A 21,809-nucleotide genomic window follows, 5' to 3' on the forward strand; every position below is an offset into this window, starting at 1 on the left:
GTTCAGGTCCTTGCCACGGTGCGAACGGCGCCCCGGCGTGCCAGGGCGGCACGGCGGGCCATCGCCCGATCCTGGCCCTCGCGCGTCGCGGCCGCGTCTTCGGCCTCGCCCGAGAGATGGGCCCCCAGCGCCGCGATGGTCGGGAAGCGGAAGATGTCCGTCAGGACCACGGGGCGCGACGCCGCGGCGGCCAGGCGGCGGTGAACCTGGATCGCCAGCAAGGAATGCCCGCCGATGTCGAAGAAGTTCTCCTCGCGCCCGACGTGCGGCACATGCAGCAGATCGCACCAGATTTCCCGGATCTGCGCCTCGATCGGACTGGCTGGCGTTTCCACCGGATCGCGCCGAGGTTCGCTCTCTCGAACGGCGCCCGGCTCCGGCAGGGCCTTGCGGTCGATCTTGCCGTTTGGCGTGCGCGGCAAAGCGCCCAATAGGACGAGGCTTCCCGGCACCATGAATTCGGGCAGTTGGCGCCGCAGGTGTTCGCGCAACCGGTCCCGCAGCGCATCGAACGGGGCCGCAGTGCTGGTACCGGCGACATAGCCGATCAGACGCGTGGCCGCGCCTTCGCTGCGGGCCACCACCACGGCCTCCGCAACTTCGTGATGCGCGGCCAGGGCGGCCTCGATCTCACCCAACTCGATCCGGTACCCTCTTATCTTCACCTGGTGGTCGAGCCGACCGAGGAATTCCAGCGTTCCGTCGGCCCGCTGCCTTGCCAGGTCCCCGGTGCGATAGGCGCGCGCGCCGGTGACGAACGGATGAGCCACGAAGCGCTCGGCGGTCAGTTCGGGCCGGCGATGATAGCCGCGCACCACTCCCGCGCCGCCGATCACGAGTTCGCCCGGCGCCCCGGGCCTGACAGGTTCCAGCCTGCGGTCGAGAATGTAGATCTGTTGGTTGGCCAGCGGACGGCCGAGCGGCGGCGCGTTGTCCTGCGCGGTCACGTCATGGACGGCAGACCAGACTGTCGTTTCCGTCGGCCCGTACATGTTCATCACGGAGCCGCGCACAAGCCCGCGCATGTCCTGCGCGAGGTGGGGCGGGAACGCCTCGCCCCCCACCATGAGCCGCCTGAGACCGGCCAGGGCAGGACGCGAGGCCGGGTCGCTCGCCAGGGTTTGGAGCAGCGACGGGGTGCACTGGAGATGGTTTACGCCGTGACGAGCCATGAGGGCGTGCAGCGCCGGTTCGCCGGTCCCGCTCGACACCTCCGCCTGTGCCAGCCCCCGAAGCCGGTCTATGGCCGGAAGATGCGCAAGGACGCGTTCGGTCTCGATGCCGAAGTCGATCAGGCAGCCGATCTCGTCGACGCCCAGTTCTCCAAGGCGCCGGACCAGCGGCAGGTTGTCCTCCGGCGTGCCGAACAGGCCGCTCGTCTCGAAGTAGCGCTCGAAAGCATGTTCGAGCAGCGCCTCGGTCTCTTCTTCGCTGAGGGCACCGAGATCGACCTGGGTATCGGCGGCAACCCCGCCTGGACGCCGGAACGCGGGGAAAGCCCAGGCATGCTGGTGCAGCAGCGCGGTGGAAGTGCGCAGGTATTCGATCAAAGGCCCGCGCACGGCGTCGCGTACCGATGTTTCGTCTTCGCCCAGGAACGTATGGAGCATCAGGGTGGCGTGGCCCTCGCCGGCATGTCCAGCCTCGCGCCAGGCCTGACGATAGGCGGCTATCTTCTCGGCCACTTCCTCGATCGACTGTCCGAGCAGGTGAGTGAGGACGTAGGCACCCACCCGTCCGGCTTCGATGAAGGTCTCGACGTTTCCGGCCGAAGTGATCCAGCATGGCAATTCGCCCTGCACCGGACGCGGGTACGTGAGCACTTCGACATCGCTTCCCAGCGGCCCCGGGAAACGTCGCGCTTCCCCGCGCCAGAGGGCCCGCACGTCTTCCATGCAGGCCTTGAGCGTACCGGGCCGGTCGGCGAAAGCCGAAGGGTTGAGCACGAAATCGTTCGGCTGCCAGCCAGAGGCGAATGCCAGTCCGACGCGTCCTCCTGAGAGATTGTCCACCAGGGCCCATTCCTCCGCGATCCGCAGGGGATGGTGGAGCGTGCCGACGACGCTGCCCGCCCGAATGCCCACGCGAGAGGTGACGGCGGCGATCGCAGCGGAAGCTACCGAGGGGTTGGGATAGGGACCGCCGAACGCGTGGAAGTGGCGCTCGGGCGTCCACACGGCCTCGAACCCGTGCTCGTCGGCGAACCGCGCGCCCTCCAGCAGGAGCCGGTAGTTCTCGGCGGCGCTGCCCGCGCTCGAACTGGCGAAGTAGAACAGGCTGAAGCCCGTGTGGCGTATCGGCTGGGCAAGGGAAACATCGCCCCTCACCTGCCGCTCGGACGCGATGACGACATGATATCCGTGCATCAGCGGCCAGAGCAGTTCGAGCACCGAGATGTCGAAGCTCAGACTGGTGACCGCCAGCCATGTCCCCTCCGGCTCGATATGGCCATCCATTCCGGCGAAGAAGTTGAGCAGGTTGCGATGCTCGACGACGACGCCCTTGGGCAGCCCGGTCGATCCCGAGGTATAGATCATATAGGCGAGACTTTCCCCGCCCACGCCGCTCTCGAAGACTTCGGGCGAGAAGGACGCGCTTTCGCGGCGCAGATCCTCCATGCAGAGCACTTGCGCTTCGCCGTGCGGCAGGGCGTCCTTCAGCGCCGTTTCACTGACGATCAGGGCCATTCCGGAATCCGCAACCATGTGCGCAAGGCGGTCTTTCGGGTAGGCCGGGTCCAGCGGGACGTAGCCGCCCCCCGCCTTGTGCACGGCGATCAGGCAGGCGAGCATTTCCACCGAGCGGGAGAGGTGCAGGCCAACCAGGGTTTCCGGCCCTACGCCGCGTGCCGTCAGGAGCCGTGCCATCCGGTTGGACAGTGCTTCCAACTGACCATAAGTGAGCGAGGTAGCGCCTGCGGTCACTGCCACGCGGTCGGGCGTCGATGCGGCCTGATCGGCGAAGGCGCTGTACCATGTCGCCCTATCGGCAAGCGGGGCGGGCCGCTCGTTCCACACTTCGAGCACGCACGCACGCTCCGCGTCCGATAGCAGCGACAGCCGTCCCAGATCGGTGTCCGGCGCCGCACGGAAGGCCGCCTGGAATATCTCGAACGCGGCCAGCAGATCTTCGGCCTCTGTTTCCGGCAGCCGCGCCGCGTCGTATGTCCAGCGGCAGGCGCCGTCCGAAGTGCAGATCGCCAGTTCGAGCACGGTCTCCCCGAACGGCACCGCATCGTCGAACCTGTCTACCAGACGCACCGCGACCGGGTGTTCGATGCTGGCCTTGCCGCGCAATTCGGGGCAGCGGGCCAGAAGGTCCGCCGAATAGCCGACATGGCGGTGCAGCGCGGCGATCTCCTGCTCGACACGCTCGACCAGCAAGGCCAGCGGCGCGCCGAAATCGACCGCGACCTTGATCGGCAGTTCATGCGCGAACCAGTTCGACACGTCTTCAAGCCGTGCCTGGCTGACCGCATCGGCAAAGCCGATTTCCACGCTGTCCCGGTCCGCCATGCGCGCCAGCCAGCCGATGACGACTGCGAGCGCGTCGGCAGCGCGTCCGGTAGGGACCGTAGCGTCCAGCCGGTTCCATCGCGATGGCTCGCCTTCGCGGAGCGGGCGAAACGAAGGCAATTGCAGGCTGTCGCGCTGCCGCAGCCGGCGGCGCCACCATGCTTCGTGACGCCCGGCCGCCGCATCGAGCAAGTCGAGACGGGCCCGGCGGGATGCATCGAGCGACTGGAATGCACCGGCAGCGTAGCCGTCCAGCCCCGACAAGGCCGATCCATCGATCGCCGTCATGCGATCGATCCGCAAGTCCCGGTCGCCGGTCGCCACCACCGGCCGCTCGCCGCCGGATAACAGCGTACCCGGCGCTCGTCCGGAACGGCCGGCCAGCACGGTGACCTGCTGAACGAGCACCAGGCCTTGCGCCAGCACCGCCTTGGGCAGGCCCATGGGGTTGGCATAGGGCCCGAAGTCCAGCGCCGACACGAGCCGGGCAATTTCCTCCGCGGAACGGGTCCAGTCGATCGTCCCGGCCGCCGATGGTCTATGCGCCCGCCCGAACATGCGGACCGGAGCATGGGGCTGCGGCGCGGCAGCGACAACCGCGCCGTCCAGGTCGTCGACGATACGCGAGAAACTGCGCAGCCCCGCTTCGAAGCAACGCGTGTTAAGCGAAAAGGCGGTTTCGCCGTCACTCACGGTGATGGGCTCGGCAGCCAGCACCGCACCTTCATCGACGGCGCCCGTCATGAGATGCCAGGTGACGCCGTGGTCCCGCTCGCCTTCGAGAAGCGCCCAGACCGGCGTGTTGAGGCCGCCCCGCGCGGGCAGCGGGCCGTCGTGGAAATTGATCGCTCCGCGCGCCGCAAGCGACAGGACTTCGCCGGGGAGGATAGCAAGGTTGGAAATGCTGAAGATCCAGTCGAGCGGAGCGTTCCCCTCGGCCAGCAGGTCGCGCGCGCGGGTCAGCACCCGAATGCGGCTGCGACGCGCCCAGGCCGCGGCTGGCGACCCTTCGGCAGCCACCACGGCCACGATCTCGTGCCCCCGTGCCCGCAGCAATTCGCCGCATTCGACCAGCAAAGTTTCCTCGCCGATCAGCACGGAGCGATATCCGGTGTCAACGCCGCCCGCGCCTGGCGCCGAGATGTCGACGATAGTGCCCTCCACCACCGGATCGAATGTCGCATCCATGGGTATTCTCCTTAGGTTCCGAGCGTAACGGCTCGCCGTCAGCGAAGCCATTTCGTCAACTCGGTGCGGAAATTCATGGTGCTGGAAATTGTGGTGGAAAGTTCGGTAATCTCGTCCCGGCGTTTTACTTGTATTCGATCAGGCGCGTCTCTCCGGTCGGAGCCTTTCGGCGCATCGATCGCCACCAATATTGCAATTGCCCCTGACAATGCGGGATCTTCCCGAGGGTGATGAAGCTCGCCACCAATGGGCCGCCGCGCCGACATATCCGCGCCCAGAGCACCGGCCAGAGCAGCCACATCGGCGGCATCGCCCATATGACGTTGCTCGCCACGGCATGGCGCAAGCGGGCATTGCCCTCCCCGCGCAAGGCGAACGCCTCGGCCGTTGCATAGCCGCTGCGGCGGTTGCGCTGCCACCATTGGGCGAAGCGCGTCATCGCCGCATCGTGGACCGTCATTTCCGCATCGACCCGGCGGATAAGCCAGCCTTGCCTGCGGATCCGGTGGCACAAGTCCGGCTCCTCACCGGCGATCAGGTCCTCGCGAAAGCCACCGACGCCGCGAAAGGGCGTAACGCGAAACAGGGCATCGCCGCCGCATGTCTCGCGCAGACCTACCGGCGTGTTCCACTCGTGATCGCAGAGGCGGTTGTAGGGGCTGGCACCCGGTGCCCGCTCGCGCCGACGCCCACAGACGGCGGCGAGCCCCGCGTCTGAGCGGATCGCGGCCAGGGCCCGGTCCAGCCAGCCCCTGACAAGCTCGCAGTCGCCATCGATGAAATGCACCAGTTCCAGTTCGGGATGGCGGCTCGTCAGCCAGGCGAAGCCGGCGTTTCTCGCGCGCGCCGCCGTGAAAGGCACGGCGGGATCGAGTTCGACCACCGGCAACCCGCGCGTTCCGGCCAGCGCCACGCTGTCATCGGTGGAACCGGAGTCGACATAGACCGCCAGCGATGACTGGCGCAGCACGCTGTCTATGGACAGGCCGAGCCGCGCCCCTTCGTTGCGGCCGATGATGACGAAGCCGACGACGCTCATGGATCACGCTCCGTTCGCAGCCAGACCCGCTCGCGCCGCGTGACGAACTGCGCGAGAAGCGGCATCTTCCAGATGACATAGCCAGGTATTCGCAACAGGCTCGCCAGCGGCAGCATCGCGCGTGCATTATACCACCATGCGGCGAGCAATGCCGATCCCAGACAGGCCTCCACGCCCAACAGAACCTGCAACGGCAAGCCAAAGCCACTCGCAGCCGCCACCAGGATCGTGGCGAGCACCAGCAGAAGCAGAAGCAGCACGGTGGGCGGCACCAGCAGGTCCAGCGCGACCAACGCCAGGCCCCCGCGCCCCCGGCGCAGCGCGGCCGCAAGCAGCCGGGGCGCATATCGACAGGCCGTCTGCATCATGCCGTGCTCCCAGCGCCGACGCTGGCCCGCGGTCGCCTGACGCGAGCTGGCCGCACTGGTGAAGCGAGCCGTTTCGGCAAAGACGACCCGGCGCCCGGCCAAGAGCAGATCGAGGCCCATGTCGAGATCTTCGACCAGCGAGGATGTCCAGCGCATCCGCTCGAACGTCGCCCGCGGAAACGCCATGCCCGAACCTTGCAGCAGCGTCATGCCCGCCAGACGCTGGAGCCCGGACTGGCGGACGAGGTTCTTCACGAGAAAGGCGAAGCAGGATACCCGCACCATGGCATCTGCGCCCGGCGGCGGTTCCATGAGATAAGCGCCCTGAACGACGGCGCGCTGCGCTTGCGATAGGGAGGCCAGCGCCGCCAGAGCGCCGCTTTCGGGAACGCAGTCCGCATCCAGCACGATGACCACGCGCGGTCCCTGGAGCGATGGTGCCGAGGCCAGGTAGTTCCGCCCGAATTCGAGCGCATGGCCTTTTCCGCGCTCCGCCGGATCGGTCCGCTCCACCACGACGGCGCCAAGGCCGCGGGCGATGGCGGCCGTGCCGTCGGTGCAGTTGTCGGCCACCACGACGAGCGCGTCGCAGGCCCGCAACTGAGCCATGACAGCCGCGACGACCTGCGCGATCCCCGATGCTTCGTCATGGGCTGGCATGAGCACGACGAAAGGCGGCGCCGCGGTCATGTCCCGCCCGTGCCGACGCGGCAACAGGCCCAGGGCGCATTCGATGGCGAGCATGGCGGCGGGAACCGAGATCCCCAGCGTCACCGCCCAGATGCCCGCCTCGATCATCAGGACGCCGCCGTGGCGGGGTCGATGGGCACTGTTTCGAGCGGCTCACGGTTGCGGCGCTGGAGGATCGGTGGAAGCCAGTCCGATTTGAGATTGTGAAGCCGAACTCTCCAGTCGGCCTTGTCGCCGCTGCCGGGGCGCGCGCGAAAATCCGTGGTCCGTTCGATCGCCGGCAGGCTCGCGCCGATCGCTGTATAGTAATATGTGGCGATCGAACGGCGGGAACGGCCCGCGGGACAGGCCAGCGGATCGGGATGGCCGTGGTAAGTGTCGCGGTCGGTGCTGAAGATCACCGCGCGGCCGAACTCCGGCTGAATGCTGCGCTCGGCGCGGGTCATGCCACGGTCCCAGAGTTCCAGCGCCCCGCCGTAGCCCGGCATCCATTCCTCGTTGAGGTAGATCAGCAGGTTGAGCCGCCGCTCCACTTTCATCCCGCCGTGGTGCGGAAAGTCGGCATGGATCCCCAGATGCCCCCCGCGCCGGGTCTCATGCAGTCCGGCGCCCGCGTGATAGGGATCGGCGATCAGCCCCCGGATCCCGGTCAAGGCCGAGAGAAACGCCAGGAAAGCCCGCGAGTTCAGCTCCGCGAAAAGCATGCGCGTAACCGGCCCGCTGCACTGGTCGGGCCGGAACTGGAACTTCAGGCGCTCCTGGTCCCTGTCGAAGAAGTCGCGCCCCTCGCTGTCCGGGAACTCCTCGCAGACCTTGCGCAGGACTTCCGGCGCCAGAAAATCGTCGAGCATGACATGTGGAAAGGGCTGGTTTCCGCGATATTCGGCCGCCTTCGCCATGCCGGCGGCCTTGCACGCCTCATGGTCGAAGCACTTGTAGCCGCCAAGGTCGGTCATCTCCAGAAACGCCATTGCACCCCTTTCCGCGCCGCCGCGCCCCATCGGAGCCCGCCGATCGAGGATAACCGCGCACACCCGCGCCCGGCAGGCAGGAAACTCCCTTGGAAGTTCTCATGATCGACAGCTTTCGGTCGGCTCCGTAGGCTTTCCAGGAACCCGCAGCGGGAGGTATCTGCGTGCACATCGGGCTTTGCTCTCCCCATTGGCCGCCTTCGCTGGGGGCCAATGGCATCGTCAGTTACGTTGCCGCCGTGCGCGACCATTTCATCGCCCGCGGGCACGAAGTATCGGTCATCTCGCAGGAGCGGCTCTACGCGAGCGACGGCAGCGCCGTCCCGCTGGCGGCACGCGGCGCGGGCAGGATCATGGCGTCGATCGGAGAGAAGTTCGCCCGCCTGCGCGAGGATGCGAAAGGGGCCTTACCCGAAGTCGGCCGGAACGTCGCGCGCCAGATTGCCGCGGCCCACCAGATCCGGCCCTTCGACATCGTCGAGATGGAAGAAAGTTTCGGCTGGTCCGAACGTGCCGGCCGCGCCATCGCCGCGCCGGTCGTGACGCGGCTCCACGGGCCACAGGCCCTGAAACCCCCGCGCTATCTGACCGATGAGGAACTGCGCGACGAACGCGATCGCTGCGCGGCGGAGGCGCGCGCCGTGCGCAGCGCCCCGGTCGTCACCGCGCCCACGCGGGCCATCATGGCTGGCGCCTGCCGCAGCTACGGACGCGATCCGGCGCAAACTTCGGCAGTGATCGCCAACCCTATCCGCCTGCGCGCCAATACGCCGCGATGGAGCCTGGAGGGGGCCGATCCCGACCATGTGCTGATGGTCGGCCGGTTCGACTTCTGGAAAGGCGCCGATACGATGCTGCTCGGCTTCGAACATCTGCTCCGTCTTCGGCCCCATGCCCGACTGACGATGGTCGGCCCCGATGAAGGATTGGAGACCAGGCCGGGAAAACGGCTGAGCTTCGAACAATTCGCCGAAGCCCGGCTTTCGCCAGAGGTCCGGGCCAGGATCACCTATCGCGGCCTGCTGAAGCCTGCCGAGATCCTGCCGCTGCGGATGAGCGCGATGGCCACCGTTATCAGTTCGCGCTGGGAGAACTTCCCCTACATCCTGCTGGAAGCGATGGCCGCCGGAAGCCCGCTGGTTTCGACCGACTGGCCGGGCGCCGACGAGATCGTCCTCGACGGCCGGAGCGGCCTGCTCTCGCCGGTGGCCGATCCCGCACCGCTTGCCCTGGCGCTGGACCGTCTTCTGGGAGATCCCCAGCGCGCCGCGGCAATGGGCCAGGCCGCCCGCGATCGCTGCGCAGCGGAGTTTTCGCTCGAAGTCGTGGGGGACAAGCTGCTCGACTGCTATGCCCGCACGATCGGCCCCGCCGGATGCCGGCCATGAACGAGCATGCCGCCAGCCCGGGCTGGCAATCGTTCGCCGCGCCGCGCGGGCTCTGGAGCCGCCTGCGCGAACTGGCGGCGCGCGACACCAATGTCGTCATAGTTTCGGTCATCCTGAACAATCTGCTGCGCGCCGTTTCCGGCATGGTGCTGACGCGGCTGCTGGTGCCGGAAGTCTTCGGCATCTCGGGCGTCATCGCCTCCGTCCAGTTCACGGTCGCACTGGCCACCGACCTCGGCTTTCAGGCTTTCGTCGTCCGTCAGGAAAACGGCGAGGACAAGCGCTTCCTCGATACGGTCTGGACGGTTTCGCTGATCCGTTCCCTGTTGCTCGCGCTGACTCTGGTCGTGCTGGCGCTGCCTTTGTCCCACGCCTTCGGAAAGCCCGACCTGGCGCCGTTGATCGCCGCCTCGGGGCTGACGTTCGTGATCGAGGGACTGACCTCCACAAGCCTGCTCACCGCCCTGCGCCATCGGCAGATCCTGCGCCTCTCGGCTCTGGAACTGGCGGCGATGGTGGCGCAGATCGCCGCCAGTGCTGCGCTGGCCTGGGCCTGGGGGTCGTACTGGGCGATCCTGGGCGGGCTTTTCGTCAGCGGGCTGCTGAAAGTCCTGTTCAGCTACACGCTTTTCGCCGATTCCCGGCGCCGGCTCCGCCTCGATCCCCAGACGCTCAAGGCGCTCTGGGCCTTCTCCCGCTATGTCACCGGATCGAGCATCATTTTCCTGCTGATCTCGCAATGCGACAAGTTCGTGCTGGCAAAGCTCATGCCGCTGGATCGGTTCGGCTTCTACATCCTGGCCGGTAACCTCGCCTCCGCACCACTCGGCTTCGCCGCCAATTATGCGAGCCGGGTCCTCTATCCGACATATGCCCAGCTCTGGCGAGACGGCGCGCAGGACCTGCGCCGCCAGTTCTATGAAAAGCGCCGGCTGCCGGCCCTGCTCTATGGCTTCGCCACCGGCGGCATCATCGGCAGCGCGCCGCTGATCGTGGGCGTGCTCTATGACGACCGCTACGCCGACGCGGCGGGCTATCTGCAGATCCTGTGCCTGTCCTCGCTCCTCGCACTGCCGTCCAACGCCGCGAACGAGGCGCTGACAGCCACCGGCCGGATCCGCGCCACCCTGGAAGCGAGCGTGGTCAAGCTGGTGTGGCTGTCCGGCGCTGGATTTGCCGGCTATCTCCTATGGGGACAGCTCGGCCTGGTCCTGGCCGTCGGCCTCATGGAAGCGCCCGCTTTGGTGATGAAATGGGTGCGCCTGCGCTTTGCCGGGCTGCTCGACATGCGCGAGGAGCTTCTGTTCCTGGCGGCGGGACTGGCCGGAACGGGCTGCGGCTTCATCGGCACACGAGTTCTGGTACCCTTCCTGACATAAGGTCCCGCGCCGCATATCCCCTGTTTGGCACTAACGAAAGACCCCGAGAGCGACAGGCTCCCGGGGTTTTCGATTTTCATGTCGTCCAGCAGAGGCCGAAACGATCAGAACGGAATGTCGTCGTCCAGATCGTCGCCGAAGCCGCCGCTGCTGCCGGTCCGGCCCCATTCGCTGCCGCCGGAAGCGCCGCCCGAGGACGAGCCGCCGGAAGACGAGCCACCCGTGCTGCCCCATTCGTCACCGCCGCGCGAACCGCCGCCCGATCGCGAACCGCCGCCCGAGGAGCCGCCTTCGCCCCAGCCGCCGCCGCCACGAGCGCCGCCACCACCACCGCCGCCGCTGCCACCCTGGGCACCGTCGAGCATGGTCAGCACGCCGCCGATGCCGCCTACCGACACTTCGGTGGTGTAGCGATCATTGCCGTTCTGGTCCTGCCACTTGCGGGTGCGCAGCTGGCCTTCGATGTAGATCTTGGAACCCTTGCGCAGGAACCGCTCGACCACGCCGACCAGGCCTTCGCTCTGGATCACCACGGAGTGCCACTCGGTACGCTCCTTGCGCTCTCCGGTGGCGCGGTCCTTCCAGTTTTCCGAGGTGGCGATGCGCAGGTTGGCGATGCGCCCGCCGTTCTGGAACGACTTCACTTCGGGATCGGCTCCGAGGTTGCCGATCAGAATGACCTTGTTGACACTGCCTGCCATGATGGAATCGCTTTCTTCTGAATCTCGGCGAACGGGTTAGCGAATGGAGCGGCCCTGCGCGAGTCTGCCGCCCCGGGTTTTCTACAATCCCGCGCCCACCGCGATCCAGTAGGTCACCCCCGCCGCTAGGTAGGCCAGGCCGAAGAGGTATACCAGCATGAACGTCGGCCATTTCCAGCCATTGGTCTCACGCCGGGTCACGGCGATGGTGGACATGCACTGCGGGGCGAAAACGAACCAGGCCAGGAAGGCCAGCGCCATCGGCAGGGTCCAGCGGCCCTTGAGACGGTCGCCCAGTTCGACGGCCTGCTGGTCCTCGTCGTCGCCCGCGTCCACCGCATATGTCGTCGCCAGCGAGGATACCGCCACTTCGCGCGCAGCCATGGCGGGGATCAGCGCCAGCGCCATGTCGCGGTTGAAGCCGATCGGTTCGACCACCACGGCCAGGCCGTTCGCCAGCTTGCCCGCGATGGAGGCATCGACCTGGCTCTCGCCGGGCTTGGCCTGCGGGAAGTTCAGCAGGATCCAGAGCACCACGGTGACCGTGAAGATGATCGTACCGGCGCGGCGCAGGAAGATCCACGCGCGCTGCCACAGGCCGATCGCCATGTCCTTGAGGCGGGGCATCTGGTACTTCGGCATTTCCATGATGAAGCCGGAAGCGGCGCCCTTGGTGATCGAGCTGCGCAGCAGCAGCGCGACGACCATGGCCCCGACAATGCCCGCCACATAGAGCGCGAAGAGCACCACGCCCTGAAGGCCGATGCCCCAACCGAGGTTGGTGTTCGGGATGAAGGCGCCGATGATCACGGCATAGACCGGAAGGCGCGCCGAGCACGTCATCAGCGGGGCGATCAGGATCGTCGTCAGGCGGTCCTTGGGATCCGTGATCGAGCGCGTTGCCATGATCCCGGGAATGGCGCAGGCGAAGCTGGAGAGCAGCGGAATGAAGCTGCGTCCCGAAAGCCCGACATAGGCCATCAGTCGATCCATCAGGAACGCCGCGCGGGCCATGTAGCCGGAGGCTTCCATCGCCAGGATGAAGGCGAAGAGGATGATGATCTGCGGCAGGAAGACGACCACCGAGCCGACGCCGGAAATGACGCCGTCAGTCAGCAGGTCTCGCACCAGGCCGGGCGGCATGGAGGCCTTCACCGTATCGTGAAGCCAGCCTGCGCCCGCGTCCAACCCGTCCATCAGCGGCGCGGCCCAGGCGAACACGGCCTGGAATACCACGAACAGGAACGCGAAGAGAATGAGCGGCCCCAGCCAGGGGTTCAGCAGGACCTGGTCCAGCCGCGCGTGAAGCCGGTGCTGCTTCGATTCCGATAGGATCGCGGCATTGGCCATCGCATGGGCGGCGACGCGGCGCTCCGTCGGCCCGAGGTCGGTCAGGCCTGGTCCGGCGTGGCGCGTTTCGGCCGAGGCGATCGCCTCGCCCAGTTCGGCGAGCCCGCGGCGGCGCACGGCCACCGTCGGCACCACGCGAACGCCCAGTTCTTCCTGCAACACGGCCGCGTCGAGCACGAGCCCGTCGCGTTCGGCAAGGTCCACCATGTTGAGCGCGACGACGGAAGGCTTGCCCAGCGCCAACAGCTCCTGCGCGAAGACCAAGTGCTGTTCGAGGTTTGAGGCATCGAGCACGATAACCAGAACGTCCGGCTCCGCCTCGCCTGCGAACTTGCCGGCGATGACCTTGGAGGTCACTTCCTCGTCAGGGCTGGTGGCGTCGAGGCCGTAGGCGCCCGGAAGGTCGGTCATCTCCACCGGCTCGCCCGTCGGCAGGACCATGCGGCCGGACTTTCGCTCCACGGTCACGCCGGGATAGTTCGCGATCTTCTGGCGGGCGCCGGTAAGCGCGTTGAACAGCGCGCTCTTGCCCGCATTCGGGTTGCCGACGAGGGCGATCTTGCGCTGGCGGCTCATAACGGCGAAACTTCCATGGCGACGGCGTGGGCACGGCGCACGGCAATCGTCATGCGCCCGATGGTGATGGCGATCGGGTCGCGCCCGCCGGCGACGCCCCGGTGCGCCACGGAAACCGTCGCGCCTTCTTCCAGCCCGAGCGCGCGAAGGCGGCGCGCCTCTTCGGGAACCAGTGCATTCCAATCCACCGCGACGATTCGAGCGCGCTGGTCAATGGGGAGAAGATCCAAAGTCATGCCGCTCCGCTGCCAGATCAGCGCAGCGATTGCAACTTGTTCGCAATAACTAACAAACCCTGATCCGATTGCCGACATCCTCTCCCGATGCCGAAGCGCGTTTCATCAGCCCCTAAGCCCCCAGGGGAAGGCTTCAGCAACCCGCCCCGGCCGGCCGGTCAGCGGGCCGGATAACGCAGCCGCCCGAGCAGGCGCACCAGGCTGATGCGTTCTTCCGGCGCGCGCAGGAACTGGGCCTTCGTCTTCTCGAAGCGAATGATGCCCTCGATCCGGCGATCCAGGAAAGCACGGGTTTCCGCCTTGTCGGCGCTCTTGTCCGAAGCGAAGACCCGCAGAGTCGCCGCATAGATCCCGCCCAGGATCGTGCGTTTGGTATAGTGGTTGTAATCGGTTGCGGTATCGCCCGCGAGCCGCCACATGGCGTCCGCGCTGTTCCACCCCAGACGGAGTGAAGTACGCAGGTTCTGCGGCATCGCCATGATCGTCAGCGCCCGGTTCAAGGCTTCCTCGCGGCCCGCCACGGCATCGAGACGGGCCATGACCAGACGGCGGATACGCTCGCGAATGGAGACGCCCTGCAGCGACGAGGCCGGGGTGGAGCGCTCCATTTGCTGGTCGACATGGCTCACCCAGGCCGAGATCATCGCCATCGGACCTTCGCGGAAGGCGAATTCCGCCAGCGCCGCGTCGATGCCGGCCAGACGCGCCGCCTGTCGCACGGCGTCCATCGTCCAACCGTCGAACACGGCGGCATCGGCAATGGCCGGCGCAAGCTGGCGGCGCAGACCTTCGAGTGTTTCTGGCTCTTGCATCATCGCGCTCAGAACGTCGGGCCGTAGACGGCCTTGCCCTTGCCCGAATTCTTCTTGGCATAGTCGTCCAGCAAGGTTGCCAGCGTGCTGCCACGCGCTTCCTGCGCGGCATAGTCGCGCGCGCTGCGGCCGGAATTGTCGGAGCGGCTGGGATCGGCACCGGCTTCGAGCAGCGCCTTCACCATGTCGGTATCCTTGCGGTGCACTGCGAAGATCAGCGGAGTTTCGCCGGCATCGTTCGACGTGCTCGGGTTCGCCTTGTGATCGAGCAGCACCGAAACGCCGTCGCGCCAGCCCAGGCTGACCGCAACCGAAAGCGGGGTCCGGCCACGGTCGTCGGAAGCGTTGACGTTGGCGCCCTTGCCGATGAGGTAGCTCAACCAGGTGATGTCCCGCCGGTTCGTGACGATCAGCAGCGCCGTCTCGCCCGTCGTCACGTCCTTGGCGTTGACGATCTGGCCATTGTCGGCAAGCGCCTGCTCGACTTTCTCGCCTTCCTTTTTCTTCACCGATTCGAGGAACTTGTACCCCTCGGAAAAATCGGCGTGAGCTGGGGAAGCGAACATCAGGCCTGCGGCCAGTGCGGCCAGGAATGCCCTGACAGGACGCGCTCTGAGGATTCCACGCGAGCGCTGGGACACGTTCCCGGACATGGTCTTCGACACCTTCATTACCTCCAGACAGACAAGGGCGCCCTGAAAACCGGCCTTCCCTTCCGGCATCGCACCCTTGCGCCAGAGGCTCTAGCAGAGCATGAAGCGCGGCGCCATGACATACCTGCTGCGCCGTATCGCCCCCCTCGCCCTGGCCCTTTCGCTGGGCCTGTCGCTCGCTGCCTGCCAGCAGTCCGCCACCGAGGCGCCGCCGCTGGAAGGCGCGCAGATCGGCGGGCCCTTCACGCTGACGGACAAGGACGGCAAGACCGTTACCTGGGAGAGCTTCAAGGGCAAATGGCGGATCGTCTACTTCGGCTACACCTTCTGCCCGGATGCCTGCCCGATGGATGTCCAGGCGATGATGCGCGGCTTCTCTCTCTACGAGAAGGCCCATGCCGCGCAGGCCGCCAAAGTGCAGCCGATCTTCGTGACCATCGATCCCGCGCGCGACACGCCCGAAGTCGTGGGCCAGTGGACCGCCGCCTTCGGACCGCGCCTTTATGGCCTCACCGGCAGCCCCGCGCAGATCAAGCAGGCGGCCGACGCTTTTGCGGTCTATTACAAGAAAGGCGAATCGACGCCCGGAGGCTATCTCATGGATCACAGCCGCACGGCATTCCTGATGGACCCAGACGGCAAGCCGATCGCCATGCTGCCGGTGGACAAGGGACCGGAAGCCGTCTCGGCCGAACTGGCGAAGTGGGTGAAGTGAACGCAGCCAAGCCTTTCTGGGAACGCCCGATCGACACGCTCAACCGCGAGGAGTGGGAAGCGCTCTGCGACGGTTGCGGCCAGTGCTGCCTGCACAAGGTCGAGGATGCCGATACCGGGGAAATCTACCACACGAACGTCGCCTGCAAGCTGCTCAACCTCAAGACGGCGCAGTGCAGCGACTATCCCCGGCGGCACAAGTTCGTGCCCGACTGCCTGAAGCTGACGCCCAAGACGGCGGGCAATTTGGCCTGGTTGCCGCCCAGCTGCGCCTATCGCCTGCGCGCGGACGGTGAGCCCCTGCCGGAATGGCACTATCTCGTCTGCGGCGACCGCGAGGCGGTTCATGCGGCGGGGATCTCCGTTGCGGGCAAGGTCATCAGCGAGACGGTGGCCGGGCCGCTCGAAAACCACATCGTCTGGCCCTATGGCGACGATGAGGACGCTGAGGAATATCTGGAACCCGAAGGCCCCGCGCCCTGGGAGAGCAAATAGCCCGTGCTCGACTGGCTTCGCCGTAACCCTCGCGAAGAGCCGGTGCTCGAAATCGCCGGCCGTCAGGTTCCCGTCGTGATCCGCAGGTTGGCGCAGTCCCGGCGGATGACCATGCGGCTCGCCCCCGACGGCAGCGAAATCCGCATTTCCGTCCCGCGATGGACGCGCACTGAAGACGCCGTTGCCTTCGCCCGCTCCAAGCAGTCCTGGCTGGCGATCCAGATCGAGGCCCTGCCCAAGGCGCAGCCGCTGGGCGACGGCGCCCTTCTCGACTTTCGGGGCCATCGCTTCACGATCCGCCACGATGCCGCCCTGCCGCGCCGCCCCGTGCCGGATGACGGATTGCTCTTGGTCGGCGGCCCTGAAGGCTCTCTGGCCGCGCGGCTGAAGCGCTGGCTCGAAGGCGAAGCGCGCGACGTGCTCGCGCAGGACCTGGCGGAATACTGCGACCGTGCCGCACAAGCGACACCGGCGCTGGCGCTGTCGGGCGCACGCCGGCGCTGGGGCAGCTGCGCAGCGGATGGATCGATTCGCATCAACTGGCGGCTCATCATGGCGCCGGACCCCGTGCGCCGCTCGGTAGTGGCGCACGAAGTGGCGCATCTGGTGCACTTCGACCATTCGCCCGCATTCCATGATTTTCTGGGACAAATCTTCGAAGGCAGCGTGCCCTCGGCCAATCGGTGGCTCAAGGAAAATGGCCGCTCGCTCTATGTGCCGTTCGGGTAGCGTTCCGCCCTTTTAGCGACTACATAGCCCGGCATGGCACTGTTCAAGCGTTCTGGTTACTGGAAAGACGTCAGCCCGGTCGGCATGATCGCAGACTTCCGCGCGGTGTGGAAGCAGGCGGGCAGCAACCGCTGGCGCATCGCCGCGGTTTCGGCAGCATGCACGTTCTCGGTCTTCTATCTCATGTCGACCCAGGAAGGGCGCGGCCCGCATCCGCCGCCCAAGGTCGTCTATATCTCGGTGCTTCCGGCCCATCGCACCGAGGAACAGATCCTCGCCTCGAACATCGAGAACCAGAAGCGCAAGGAAGCCTGGGCGGCCGAGCAGGCCCGGCGCGAGAAGGACGTTCGCGAGATCTACAAGACGATCGGTCGCTACTCCGGGATGGACGTGGACAAGATCGCGCGTGAGGCCGACGCCGAGGAAGCCGCGCGCAAGAAGGCCGAGATGGACCGTATCGGCATGCCCCGCCTGCCCGAAGGACGCACGCTGCCGCAGGTCGATCAGGTTCCGACCCAGCCTGCCCAGTGAAGACTGCTGGGAATGTGATAACTGCGGATAGTGTGAAGACTGCCGCCGGTCACGACGCGCGCTGGCTGGCCGCGGCCGCCGCGATTGCCGCGCGCGCACGGCCTTCCAGCAGGCCAAACCCCGGCGTCGGCGCGATCCTCGTGAAGGACGGCAAGGTCGTCGCCCGTGGCTGGACCCAGCCCGGCGGTCGCCCGCACGCCGAGGCGATGTGTCTTGCGCTCGCGGGCAAAGCTGCGCGAGGCGGCACGCTCTACGTCACATTGGAGCCTTGCGCCCACCAGTCGGCGCGCGGCCCCGCCTGCGCCGATCTCGTCTGCGCCGCCGGACTGGCCCGCGTGGTCATCGGCTGCATGGACCCCGATCCCCGCACCTCCGGCGCCGGCCTTGCGCGCCTGATCGCAGCCGGAATCGAAGCGATTTATCTGCCTTCAATAGCCTGCCAGCGAAGCCTTTCCGGCTACCTGATCTCCAAGCGCCTCGGCCGTCCCGAAGTGACGCTCAAACTGGCGCTGTCGCTCGACGGCTCCATCGCCCTTGCCAGCGGCGAGAGCCAGTGGATCACCGGAGCCGAGGCCCGTGCCCATACCCATGCCATGCGGGCCAGGGCCGATGCCATCCTCGTTGGCGGCGGAACGCTGCGCGCCGACCGCCCTCGCCTCGATGTCCGCCTGCCGGGGCTCGAAGCGCGCAGCCCGGAGCGCTGGGTGCTGACACGCGGCAGCGTTCCCGAAGGCTGGAAGGCGCTGGCAAGGCCCGAGGACGTGACCGGCATGGCGGGTATTCAGCACCTCTTCGTCGAGGGTGGCGCCGGCGCTGCGACTGCCTTCCTGCGCGCCGGCCTGGTCGATCGACTGCTGATCTATCGCGCACCGATCCTCATCGGAGGACGTCCCGCTCTTTCCGACTTCGGGCTTGCAAGCCTTTCCGAAGCCCACGGCGGCTGGCGGCTCGCTGAACGGCGGCGGCTTGGCAGCGACACGCTGGAAGTCTACGAAACCGCACATTCATCAGAGCACCCGCTCGAAAGGTAGCCATGTTCACCGGAATCGTCACCGCCATCGGCCAGATCCGCGAAGCCCGCCAGACGGGCGACTTGCGCGCGGTCATCACTTGCCCCTTCGATCCGGCAGGCATCGCCATGGGCGCTTCGATCTCGTGCTCGGGCGTGTGCCTGACCGTGGTGGACAAGGGCGGCGTGGCCGGCGACGCCTGGTTCGCAGTGGACATCTCGGCGGAATCGGTTTCCCGCACCGTGCCGGGCCGCTGGACCCAGGGCACCAGCCTCAATCTCGAACCTGCTCTCAAGCTGGGTGACGAACTGGGCGGGCACATCGTGACAGGCCATGTCGACGGCGTTGGCACCATCGTCAGCGTGACGCCGGAAGGCGATTCGAAGCGCTTCGTGATCGCCGCCCCGAAGGAACTGGCGCCTTATCTCGCCCCCAAGGGATCGATCACCGTCGACGGCGTATCGCTGACGGTGAACGACGTGACCGACCAGGCGGACGGTAGCTGCCATTTCACGCTCAACATCATTCCTCACACGTCCGAAGTCACCACGATCGGCGCGTTCAAGGCAGGAGACAGCGTGAACCTGGAGATCGACGTGCTTGCCCGCTACCTGCAGCGGATGCAGTCGCTGCGGAACTGAGGAAAATCGAAGCCGCGGAAGGGTCGCTCGGAGACCCTTTCAAGGCCTCCAGCCAGCAACTCTCAATCCGCCAAAGGCCCATGGGCAAAGCTGTCGCGGGTGATCTCGAAAAGTACATGCGGAACGATCACGCCGCATAGTTCGCGTTCGAAAGCGCGATCCGTCAGAACGCCGCCGATATGGCCCATGGCCTTGCGTGAGATCTCATTGTTTGCGCCGACCATGAAGGTCACCCGCGCGAAATGGACCAGCGCGTGGGCAAGCATCAGGCGCTTCATCTCGGCATTGCAGCCGCGGCCCCAATACGCGCGCGCCAGGAAAGTCCAACCGATCTCGATCTCGTCGCCATCAGGCTGGCCGTAACGGCTGGAGCCGATCAGCGCCCCGCTTTGCCTGTCGACAACCGCGAGAGCCCCGCCACTGGCCATTGCCTCGGCAAAGAAGCGCCGGAACACCGGCTCCTGCCAGCGATCGTGAGCGGGATGGCCCGCCCAGATCTCGCGATCGGAAGCCACGGCAAACAGCGCGTCCCAATCGTCGGCACGAAGCGGACGAAGGACCAGCCGGTCCCCTTCAAGGACCGGCTGGCGATCCATTCAGGCCGTCACGTCCGCCACTGCGGCGATGAACTTGTCGATGTTGCCCATCGTCAGGCCCGCCACGTTGATACGGCCCGAACCAGCCATGTAGATCCCGTGCTTCTCGCGCATTTCAAGGACCTGGTCCTTGCTGAGCGGCACGATCGAGAACAGGCCGTTCTGGCCGCCCATCGGCGTCAGGTCCACCGCACCGGCAGTTCCGGAAGCGGCAAGCTTGGCGCGCACCTGGCGCATGCGGTCGCGCATCTCGTCGAGTTCGGCGAGCCACTGCGCGGTCAGCGCTTCATCCTCAAGGATCAGGCGAACCGCGGCACCGCCGTGATCTGGCGGCTGCGACCAGTTGGCGCGCGCCAAGTTGTGGCCGTTCGACATGACCTTGGCGAGGTCGGCCGGATCGGAGACCATCGCATAGAGAGCGCCGACGCGGTCGCGATAGAGGCCGAAGTTCTTGTCGCACGAATAGCAGATCAGGGCTTCCGGCACGGCCACGAGCACCCGGCGCAGGCCATAGGCGTCTTCTTCCATGCCCATTCCCAGGCCCTGGTAGGCAAGGTCGAGGATCGGCAGGATCTTGGCATCAGCGATGAGCTGGGCAATTTCGTCCCACTGCTCGTTCGTGTAGTCGATGCCGGTGGGGTTGTGGCAGCAGCCGTGCAGCAGGATGGCATCGCCTTCCTGGGCACCGGTGATCGCGGCGCGCACGGCGTCCATGTCGGGGTGGCCCGAGGGCAGCGCGTGGTTGAATTCAACGACGCCCAGGTCGAGGTCGGCGCAGATCTGCGCATGGTTCGGCCAGCTCGGCGTGCCGACGATGATCCGCTGATAACCCGCGCGCTTCACCATCGCGAGTGCGAGACGCAGCGAACCGGTGCCGCCGGGGGTCTGCATGCCTTCGATGCGGCCGCCCATGTCGGGGCTGTCCTTGCCGAAGACATAGGGCATGAGCGCTTCGACGAAGCCCATGTCGCCCTCAGGACCGAGATAGGCTTTCGAGTCCTGCTCGGCGACGAGTTTCGCCTCGGCCGCCTTGATCGAGCGGAACACCGGGGTATCCCCCTCGCCCGTGCGGTAGACGCCGACGCCGAGGTCGATCTTGTCTGCGCGCGGATCCGCGTTGTGGAGCTTGATGAGCGCGAGAAGCGCATCGGCGGGCTGTTGCTGAAGGTTCGTAAGCATGGCGCGCGGGGCATTAGACCGAGCAGGGACAGCGCGCAATGCCGGATCGACCGACAATTGCCGAGAACTGCAAATTTATCGCGCCCGGCGATGCCGGATGCCCGTCAGGGCGAAATTTTGTTTGAATGGAACGAAAGATGCAAAGCCAGGCAGCGTCGACCGGGGGCCGACGCTGCATGGATCCAAAACCGGGGAGCTGAACGTGCCTTAGAAAGGCATCCAGCTCTGTTTGTGGGTGAACTTCATGTAACCGATGTTGGCCCCGAGACGCAGGCCCGCACCGGCGCGGACTGGAATAAGCACGACGTTGCCGCGGCGCAGATAGCTGATGTTGAAGCCGCCCACGAGATAGGCCTGCCCCTCGCCCGCACCGAATCGGTGGTAGAGGTCTTCGGTGTCATAGAGGTTGTAGACCAGCACGAAGGCGTTGCCCGCGTTGGCACCGGCATCGAAGCCGATCGAAGGGCCAGTCCAGTAGACCGGCTGCTCGCCCTCCACCTTGTGATAGAGGGTTCCCGAACCATAGCGCAGGCCCACGGCGATCGCGCCGCCGCCTTCACGGCCGATGATGTAGCCGTTCGGCTCGCCCTGCTTCTTGAGCAGGTCCTCGATCACGCCCGCGAGCCCCTTGGCACCCTTACCGAAGACGCCCTCGGCGGCGCCGATCAGGTCGTCCTGGCGATAAGTCGTCGATCCGTCGGCAGGCGGCGTGGTCTGCGAAGGCGTGGTCTGCGAGGGGCTGGGCGCGGGCTGGTAGGTCGAACCGTTAGCAGACGAATCGACCGGCGTTCCGTTGCCCGGATAAGGCGAAGGCGCGTCCACCGGCGGCGCTTCGGCCGGGGGCGCGTAAGTGTTGCCTGAGGCGTTTCCGCCGTTGAGATCGCTGTCGATCGCCGCATCGGGATCGACCGTGGTCACTTGTGCCGTGGCGGACGCTACCGGAGCGAGCAGGACCAGCATGGCCGCAACGGCGCCGCCGACCCTTCGAGACAGGCGAACCGTCGCCCCCCTGGCGGCGATTTGCGTGGTGAATGACATCTGGTGGCCC

General features: G+C 66.6%; 20 protein-coding genes. 8 read left to right on the top strand and 12 right to left on the bottom strand.

Annotated features, from left to right (window positions below):
* Positions 1 to 2 precede the first annotated feature (2 nt).
* From AB4Z00_RS11075 to AB4Z00_RS11090, 4 genes are all read right to left on the bottom strand, one after another.
* On the bottom strand, positions 3 to 4,703 hold the full coding sequence (locus AB4Z00_RS11075) for a MupA/Atu3671 family FMN-dependent luciferase-like monooxygenase (RefSeq protein ID WP_442045949.1): 4,701 nt from the start codon (positions 4,701 to 4,703) through the stop codon (positions 3 to 5).
* A gap of 124 nt (positions 4,704 to 4,827) precedes the next feature.
* Positions 4,828 to 5,742: a glycosyltransferase family 2 protein gene (locus tag AB4Z00_RS11080; RefSeq protein WP_442045950.1), complete on the bottom strand. Its 915-nt coding sequence runs from the start codon at positions 5,740 to 5,742 to the stop codon at positions 4,828 to 4,830.
* A complete protein-coding gene (locus AB4Z00_RS11085) occupies positions 5,739 to 6,908 on the bottom strand; it encodes a glycosyltransferase family 2 protein (protein WP_442045951.1) in 1,170 nt (389 codons plus the stop codon). Before AB4Z00_RS11085 ends, AB4Z00_RS11080 begins: the two co-directional genes overlap by 4 nt.
* Positions 6,908 to 7,771, bottom strand: coding sequence for a 2OG-Fe(II) oxygenase (locus AB4Z00_RS11090; protein ID WP_314466319.1), 864 nt, complete (start codon positions 7,769 to 7,771; stop codon positions 6,908 to 6,910). Before AB4Z00_RS11090 ends, AB4Z00_RS11085 begins: the two co-directional genes overlap by 1 nt.
* A 164-nt stretch (positions 7,772 to 7,935) precedes the next feature.
* Here AB4Z00_RS11090 and AB4Z00_RS11095 point away from each other — a divergent pair, with 164 nt between their 5' ends.
* Both AB4Z00_RS11095 and AB4Z00_RS11100 read left to right on the top strand, forming a co-directional pair.
* Positions 7,936 to 9,159: a glycosyltransferase family 4 protein gene (locus AB4Z00_RS11095; RefSeq protein ID WP_442045952.1), complete on the top strand. Its 1,224-nt coding sequence runs from the start codon at positions 7,936 to 7,938 to the stop codon at positions 9,157 to 9,159.
* Positions 9,156 to 10,538 carry an oligosaccharide flippase family protein gene (locus AB4Z00_RS11100; protein WP_442045953.1) on the top strand — a complete coding sequence of 461 codons (1,383 nt, stop codon included), beginning with the start codon at positions 9,156 to 9,158 and terminating at the stop codon, positions 10,536 to 10,538. Before AB4Z00_RS11095 ends, AB4Z00_RS11100 begins: the two co-directional genes overlap by 4 nt.
* Positions 10,539 to 10,642: 104 nt before the next feature.
* Here the strand turns inward: AB4Z00_RS11100 and ssb are convergent, their stop codons facing one another.
* From ssb to AB4Z00_RS11125, 5 genes are all read right to left on the bottom strand, one after another.
* Positions 10,643 to 11,239: a single-stranded DNA-binding protein gene (gene ssb, locus AB4Z00_RS11105; RefSeq protein WP_442045954.1), complete on the bottom strand. Its 597-nt coding sequence runs from the start codon at positions 11,237 to 11,239 to the stop codon at positions 10,643 to 10,645.
* Positions 11,240 to 11,320: 81 nt separating this feature from the next.
* The gene (gene feoB / locus AB4Z00_RS11110; RefSeq protein WP_132265598.1) at positions 11,321 to 13,165 is read right to left on the bottom strand and encodes a ferrous iron transporter B; all 1,845 of its coding nucleotides are present in this window, start codon (positions 13,163 to 13,165) and stop codon (positions 11,321 to 11,323) included.
* Positions 13,162 to 13,401 (bottom strand): FeoA family protein, encoded by a 240-nt coding sequence (locus AB4Z00_RS11115; protein ID WP_132265596.1) that lies wholly within the window; start codon positions 13,399 to 13,401, stop codon positions 13,162 to 13,164. The genes feoB and AB4Z00_RS11115 overlap by 4 nt, the downstream gene beginning before the upstream one ends.
* A gap of 158 nt (positions 13,402 to 13,559) precedes the next feature.
* Positions 13,560 to 14,213 carry a COQ9 family protein gene (locus AB4Z00_RS11120; protein ID WP_132266196.1) on the bottom strand — a complete coding sequence of 218 codons (654 nt, stop codon included), beginning with the start codon at positions 14,211 to 14,213 and terminating at the stop codon, positions 13,560 to 13,562.
* 8 nt (positions 14,214 to 14,221) lie between these two features.
* The gene (locus tag AB4Z00_RS11125; RefSeq protein ID WP_243841158.1) at positions 14,222 to 14,779 is read right to left on the bottom strand and encodes an ankyrin repeat domain-containing protein; all 558 of its coding nucleotides are present in this window, start codon (positions 14,777 to 14,779) and stop codon (positions 14,222 to 14,224) included.
* 202 nt (positions 14,780 to 14,981) lie between these two features.
* Between AB4Z00_RS11125 and AB4Z00_RS11130 the strand changes: the two genes are divergently transcribed.
* From AB4Z00_RS11130 to AB4Z00_RS11155, 6 genes are read left to right on the top strand one after another with little or no spacing between them, the layout of a single operon-like run.
* Positions 14,982 to 15,581, top strand: a complete 600-nt coding sequence (locus AB4Z00_RS11130) for an SCO family protein (RefSeq protein WP_442045955.1) — start codon at positions 14,982 to 14,984, stop codon at positions 15,579 to 15,581.
* Complete coding sequence (locus AB4Z00_RS11135) at positions 15,569 to 16,075, top strand: YcgN family cysteine cluster protein (protein ID WP_165921382.1); 507 nt, start codon at positions 15,569 to 15,571, stop codon at positions 16,073 to 16,075. The genes AB4Z00_RS11130 and AB4Z00_RS11135 overlap by 13 nt, the downstream gene beginning before the upstream one ends.
* Positions 16,076 to 16,078: 3 nt before the next feature.
* On the top strand, positions 16,079 to 16,804 hold the full coding sequence (locus AB4Z00_RS11140) for a M48 family metallopeptidase (RefSeq protein WP_442045956.1): 726 nt from the start codon (positions 16,079 to 16,081) through the stop codon (positions 16,802 to 16,804).
* 33 nt (positions 16,805 to 16,837) lie between these two features.
* Positions 16,838 to 17,335 carry a hypothetical protein gene (locus tag AB4Z00_RS11145; protein WP_442045957.1) on the top strand — a complete coding sequence of 166 codons (498 nt, stop codon included), beginning with the start codon at positions 16,838 to 16,840 and terminating at the stop codon, positions 17,333 to 17,335.
* 17 nt (positions 17,336 to 17,352) lie between these two features.
* Positions 17,353 to 18,366 carry a bifunctional diaminohydroxyphosphoribosylaminopyrimidine deaminase/5-amino-6-(5-phosphoribosylamino)uracil reductase RibD gene (ribD, locus tag AB4Z00_RS11150; RefSeq protein ID WP_442045982.1) on the top strand — a complete coding sequence of 338 codons (1,014 nt, stop codon included), beginning with the start codon at positions 17,353 to 17,355 and terminating at the stop codon, positions 18,364 to 18,366.
* Positions 18,367 to 18,368: 2 nt separating this feature from the next.
* Positions 18,369 to 18,986 carry a riboflavin synthase gene (locus AB4Z00_RS11155; RefSeq protein WP_134095473.1) on the top strand — a complete coding sequence of 206 codons (618 nt, stop codon included), beginning with the start codon at positions 18,369 to 18,371 and terminating at the stop codon, positions 18,984 to 18,986.
* A gap of 62 nt (positions 18,987 to 19,048) precedes the next feature.
* On the opposite strand, the gene AB4Z00_RS11160 is transcribed toward AB4Z00_RS11155, so the two are convergent.
* From AB4Z00_RS11160 to AB4Z00_RS11170, 3 genes are all read right to left on the bottom strand, one after another.
* Positions 19,049 to 19,582, bottom strand: a complete 534-nt coding sequence (locus AB4Z00_RS11160; protein ID WP_442045958.1) for a GNAT family N-acetyltransferase — start codon at positions 19,580 to 19,582, stop codon at positions 19,049 to 19,051.
* Positions 19,583 to 20,761: an amino acid aminotransferase gene (locus tag AB4Z00_RS11165; protein WP_134095471.1), complete on the bottom strand. Its 1,179-nt coding sequence runs from the start codon at positions 20,759 to 20,761 to the stop codon at positions 19,583 to 19,585. It lies immediately after the preceding gene.
* 207 nt (positions 20,762 to 20,968) lie between these two features.
* Positions 20,969 to 21,799 (bottom strand): EipA family protein, encoded by an 831-nt coding sequence (locus AB4Z00_RS11170; protein WP_442045959.1) that lies wholly within the window; start codon positions 21,797 to 21,799, stop codon positions 20,969 to 20,971.
* Between the last annotated feature and the right edge of the window lie 10 nt (positions 21,800 to 21,809).

The organism is Novosphingobium sp. YAF33 (assembly GCF_052113265.1).
Taxonomy (GTDB): Bacteria; Pseudomonadota; Alphaproteobacteria; order Sphingomonadales; family Sphingomonadaceae; genus Novosphingobium.

Excerpts from the sequence above, each read along its gene's own strand:
- ssb (WP_442045954.1), bottom strand. The coding sequence starts at position 11,239 with ATGGCAGGCAGTGTCAACAAGGTCATTCTGATCGGCAACCTCGGAGCC.
- AB4Z00_RS11165 (WP_134095471.1), bottom strand. The coding sequence starts at position 20,761 with ATGCTTACGAACCTTCAGCAACAGCCCGCCGATGCGCTTCTCGCGCTC.
- feoB (WP_132265598.1), bottom strand. The coding sequence starts at position 13,165 with ATGAGCCGCCAGCGCAAGATCGCCCTCGTCGGCAACCCGAATGCGGGC.
- AB4Z00_RS11115 (WP_132265596.1), bottom strand. The coding sequence starts at position 13,401 with ATGACTTTGGATCTTCTCCCCATTGACCAGCGCGCTCGAATCGTCGCG.
- AB4Z00_RS11075 (WP_442045949.1), bottom strand. The coding sequence starts at position 4,703 with ATGGATGCGACATTCGATCCGGTGGTGGAGGGCACTATCGTCGACATC.
- AB4Z00_RS11100 (WP_442045953.1), top strand. The coding sequence starts at position 9,156 with ATGAACGAGCATGCCGCCAGCCCGGGCTGGCAATCGTTCGCCGCGCCG.
- AB4Z00_RS11085 (WP_442045951.1), bottom strand. The coding sequence starts at position 6,908 with ATGATCGAGGCGGGCATCTGGGCGGTGACGCTGGGGATCTCGGTTCCC.
- AB4Z00_RS11145 (WP_442045957.1), top strand. The coding sequence starts at position 16,838 with ATGGCACTGTTCAAGCGTTCTGGTTACTGGAAAGACGTCAGCCCGGTC.
- AB4Z00_RS11170 (WP_442045959.1), bottom strand. The coding sequence starts at position 21,799 with ATGTCATTCACCACGCAAATCGCCGCCAGGGGGGCGACGGTTCGCCTG.
- AB4Z00_RS11090 (WP_314466319.1), bottom strand. The coding sequence starts at position 7,771 with ATGGCGTTTCTGGAGATGACCGACCTTGGCGGCTACAAGTGCTTCGAC.
- AB4Z00_RS11130 (WP_442045955.1), top strand. The coding sequence starts at position 14,982 with ATGACATACCTGCTGCGCCGTATCGCCCCCCTCGCCCTGGCCCTTTCG.
- AB4Z00_RS11125 (WP_243841158.1), bottom strand. The coding sequence starts at position 14,779 with ATGTTCGCTTCCCCAGCTCACGCCGATTTTTCCGAGGGGTACAAGTTC.
- AB4Z00_RS11160 (WP_442045958.1), bottom strand. The coding sequence starts at position 19,582 with ATGGATCGCCAGCCGGTCCTTGAAGGGGACCGGCTGGTCCTTCGTCCG.
- AB4Z00_RS11120 (WP_132266196.1), bottom strand. The coding sequence starts at position 14,213 with ATGCAAGAGCCAGAAACACTCGAAGGTCTGCGCCGCCAGCTTGCGCCG.
- AB4Z00_RS11155 (WP_134095473.1), top strand. The coding sequence starts at position 18,369 with ATGTTCACCGGAATCGTCACCGCCATCGGCCAGATCCGCGAAGCCCGC.
- AB4Z00_RS11080 (WP_442045950.1), bottom strand. The coding sequence starts at position 5,742 with ATGAGCGTCGTCGGCTTCGTCATCATCGGCCGCAACGAAGGGGCGCGG.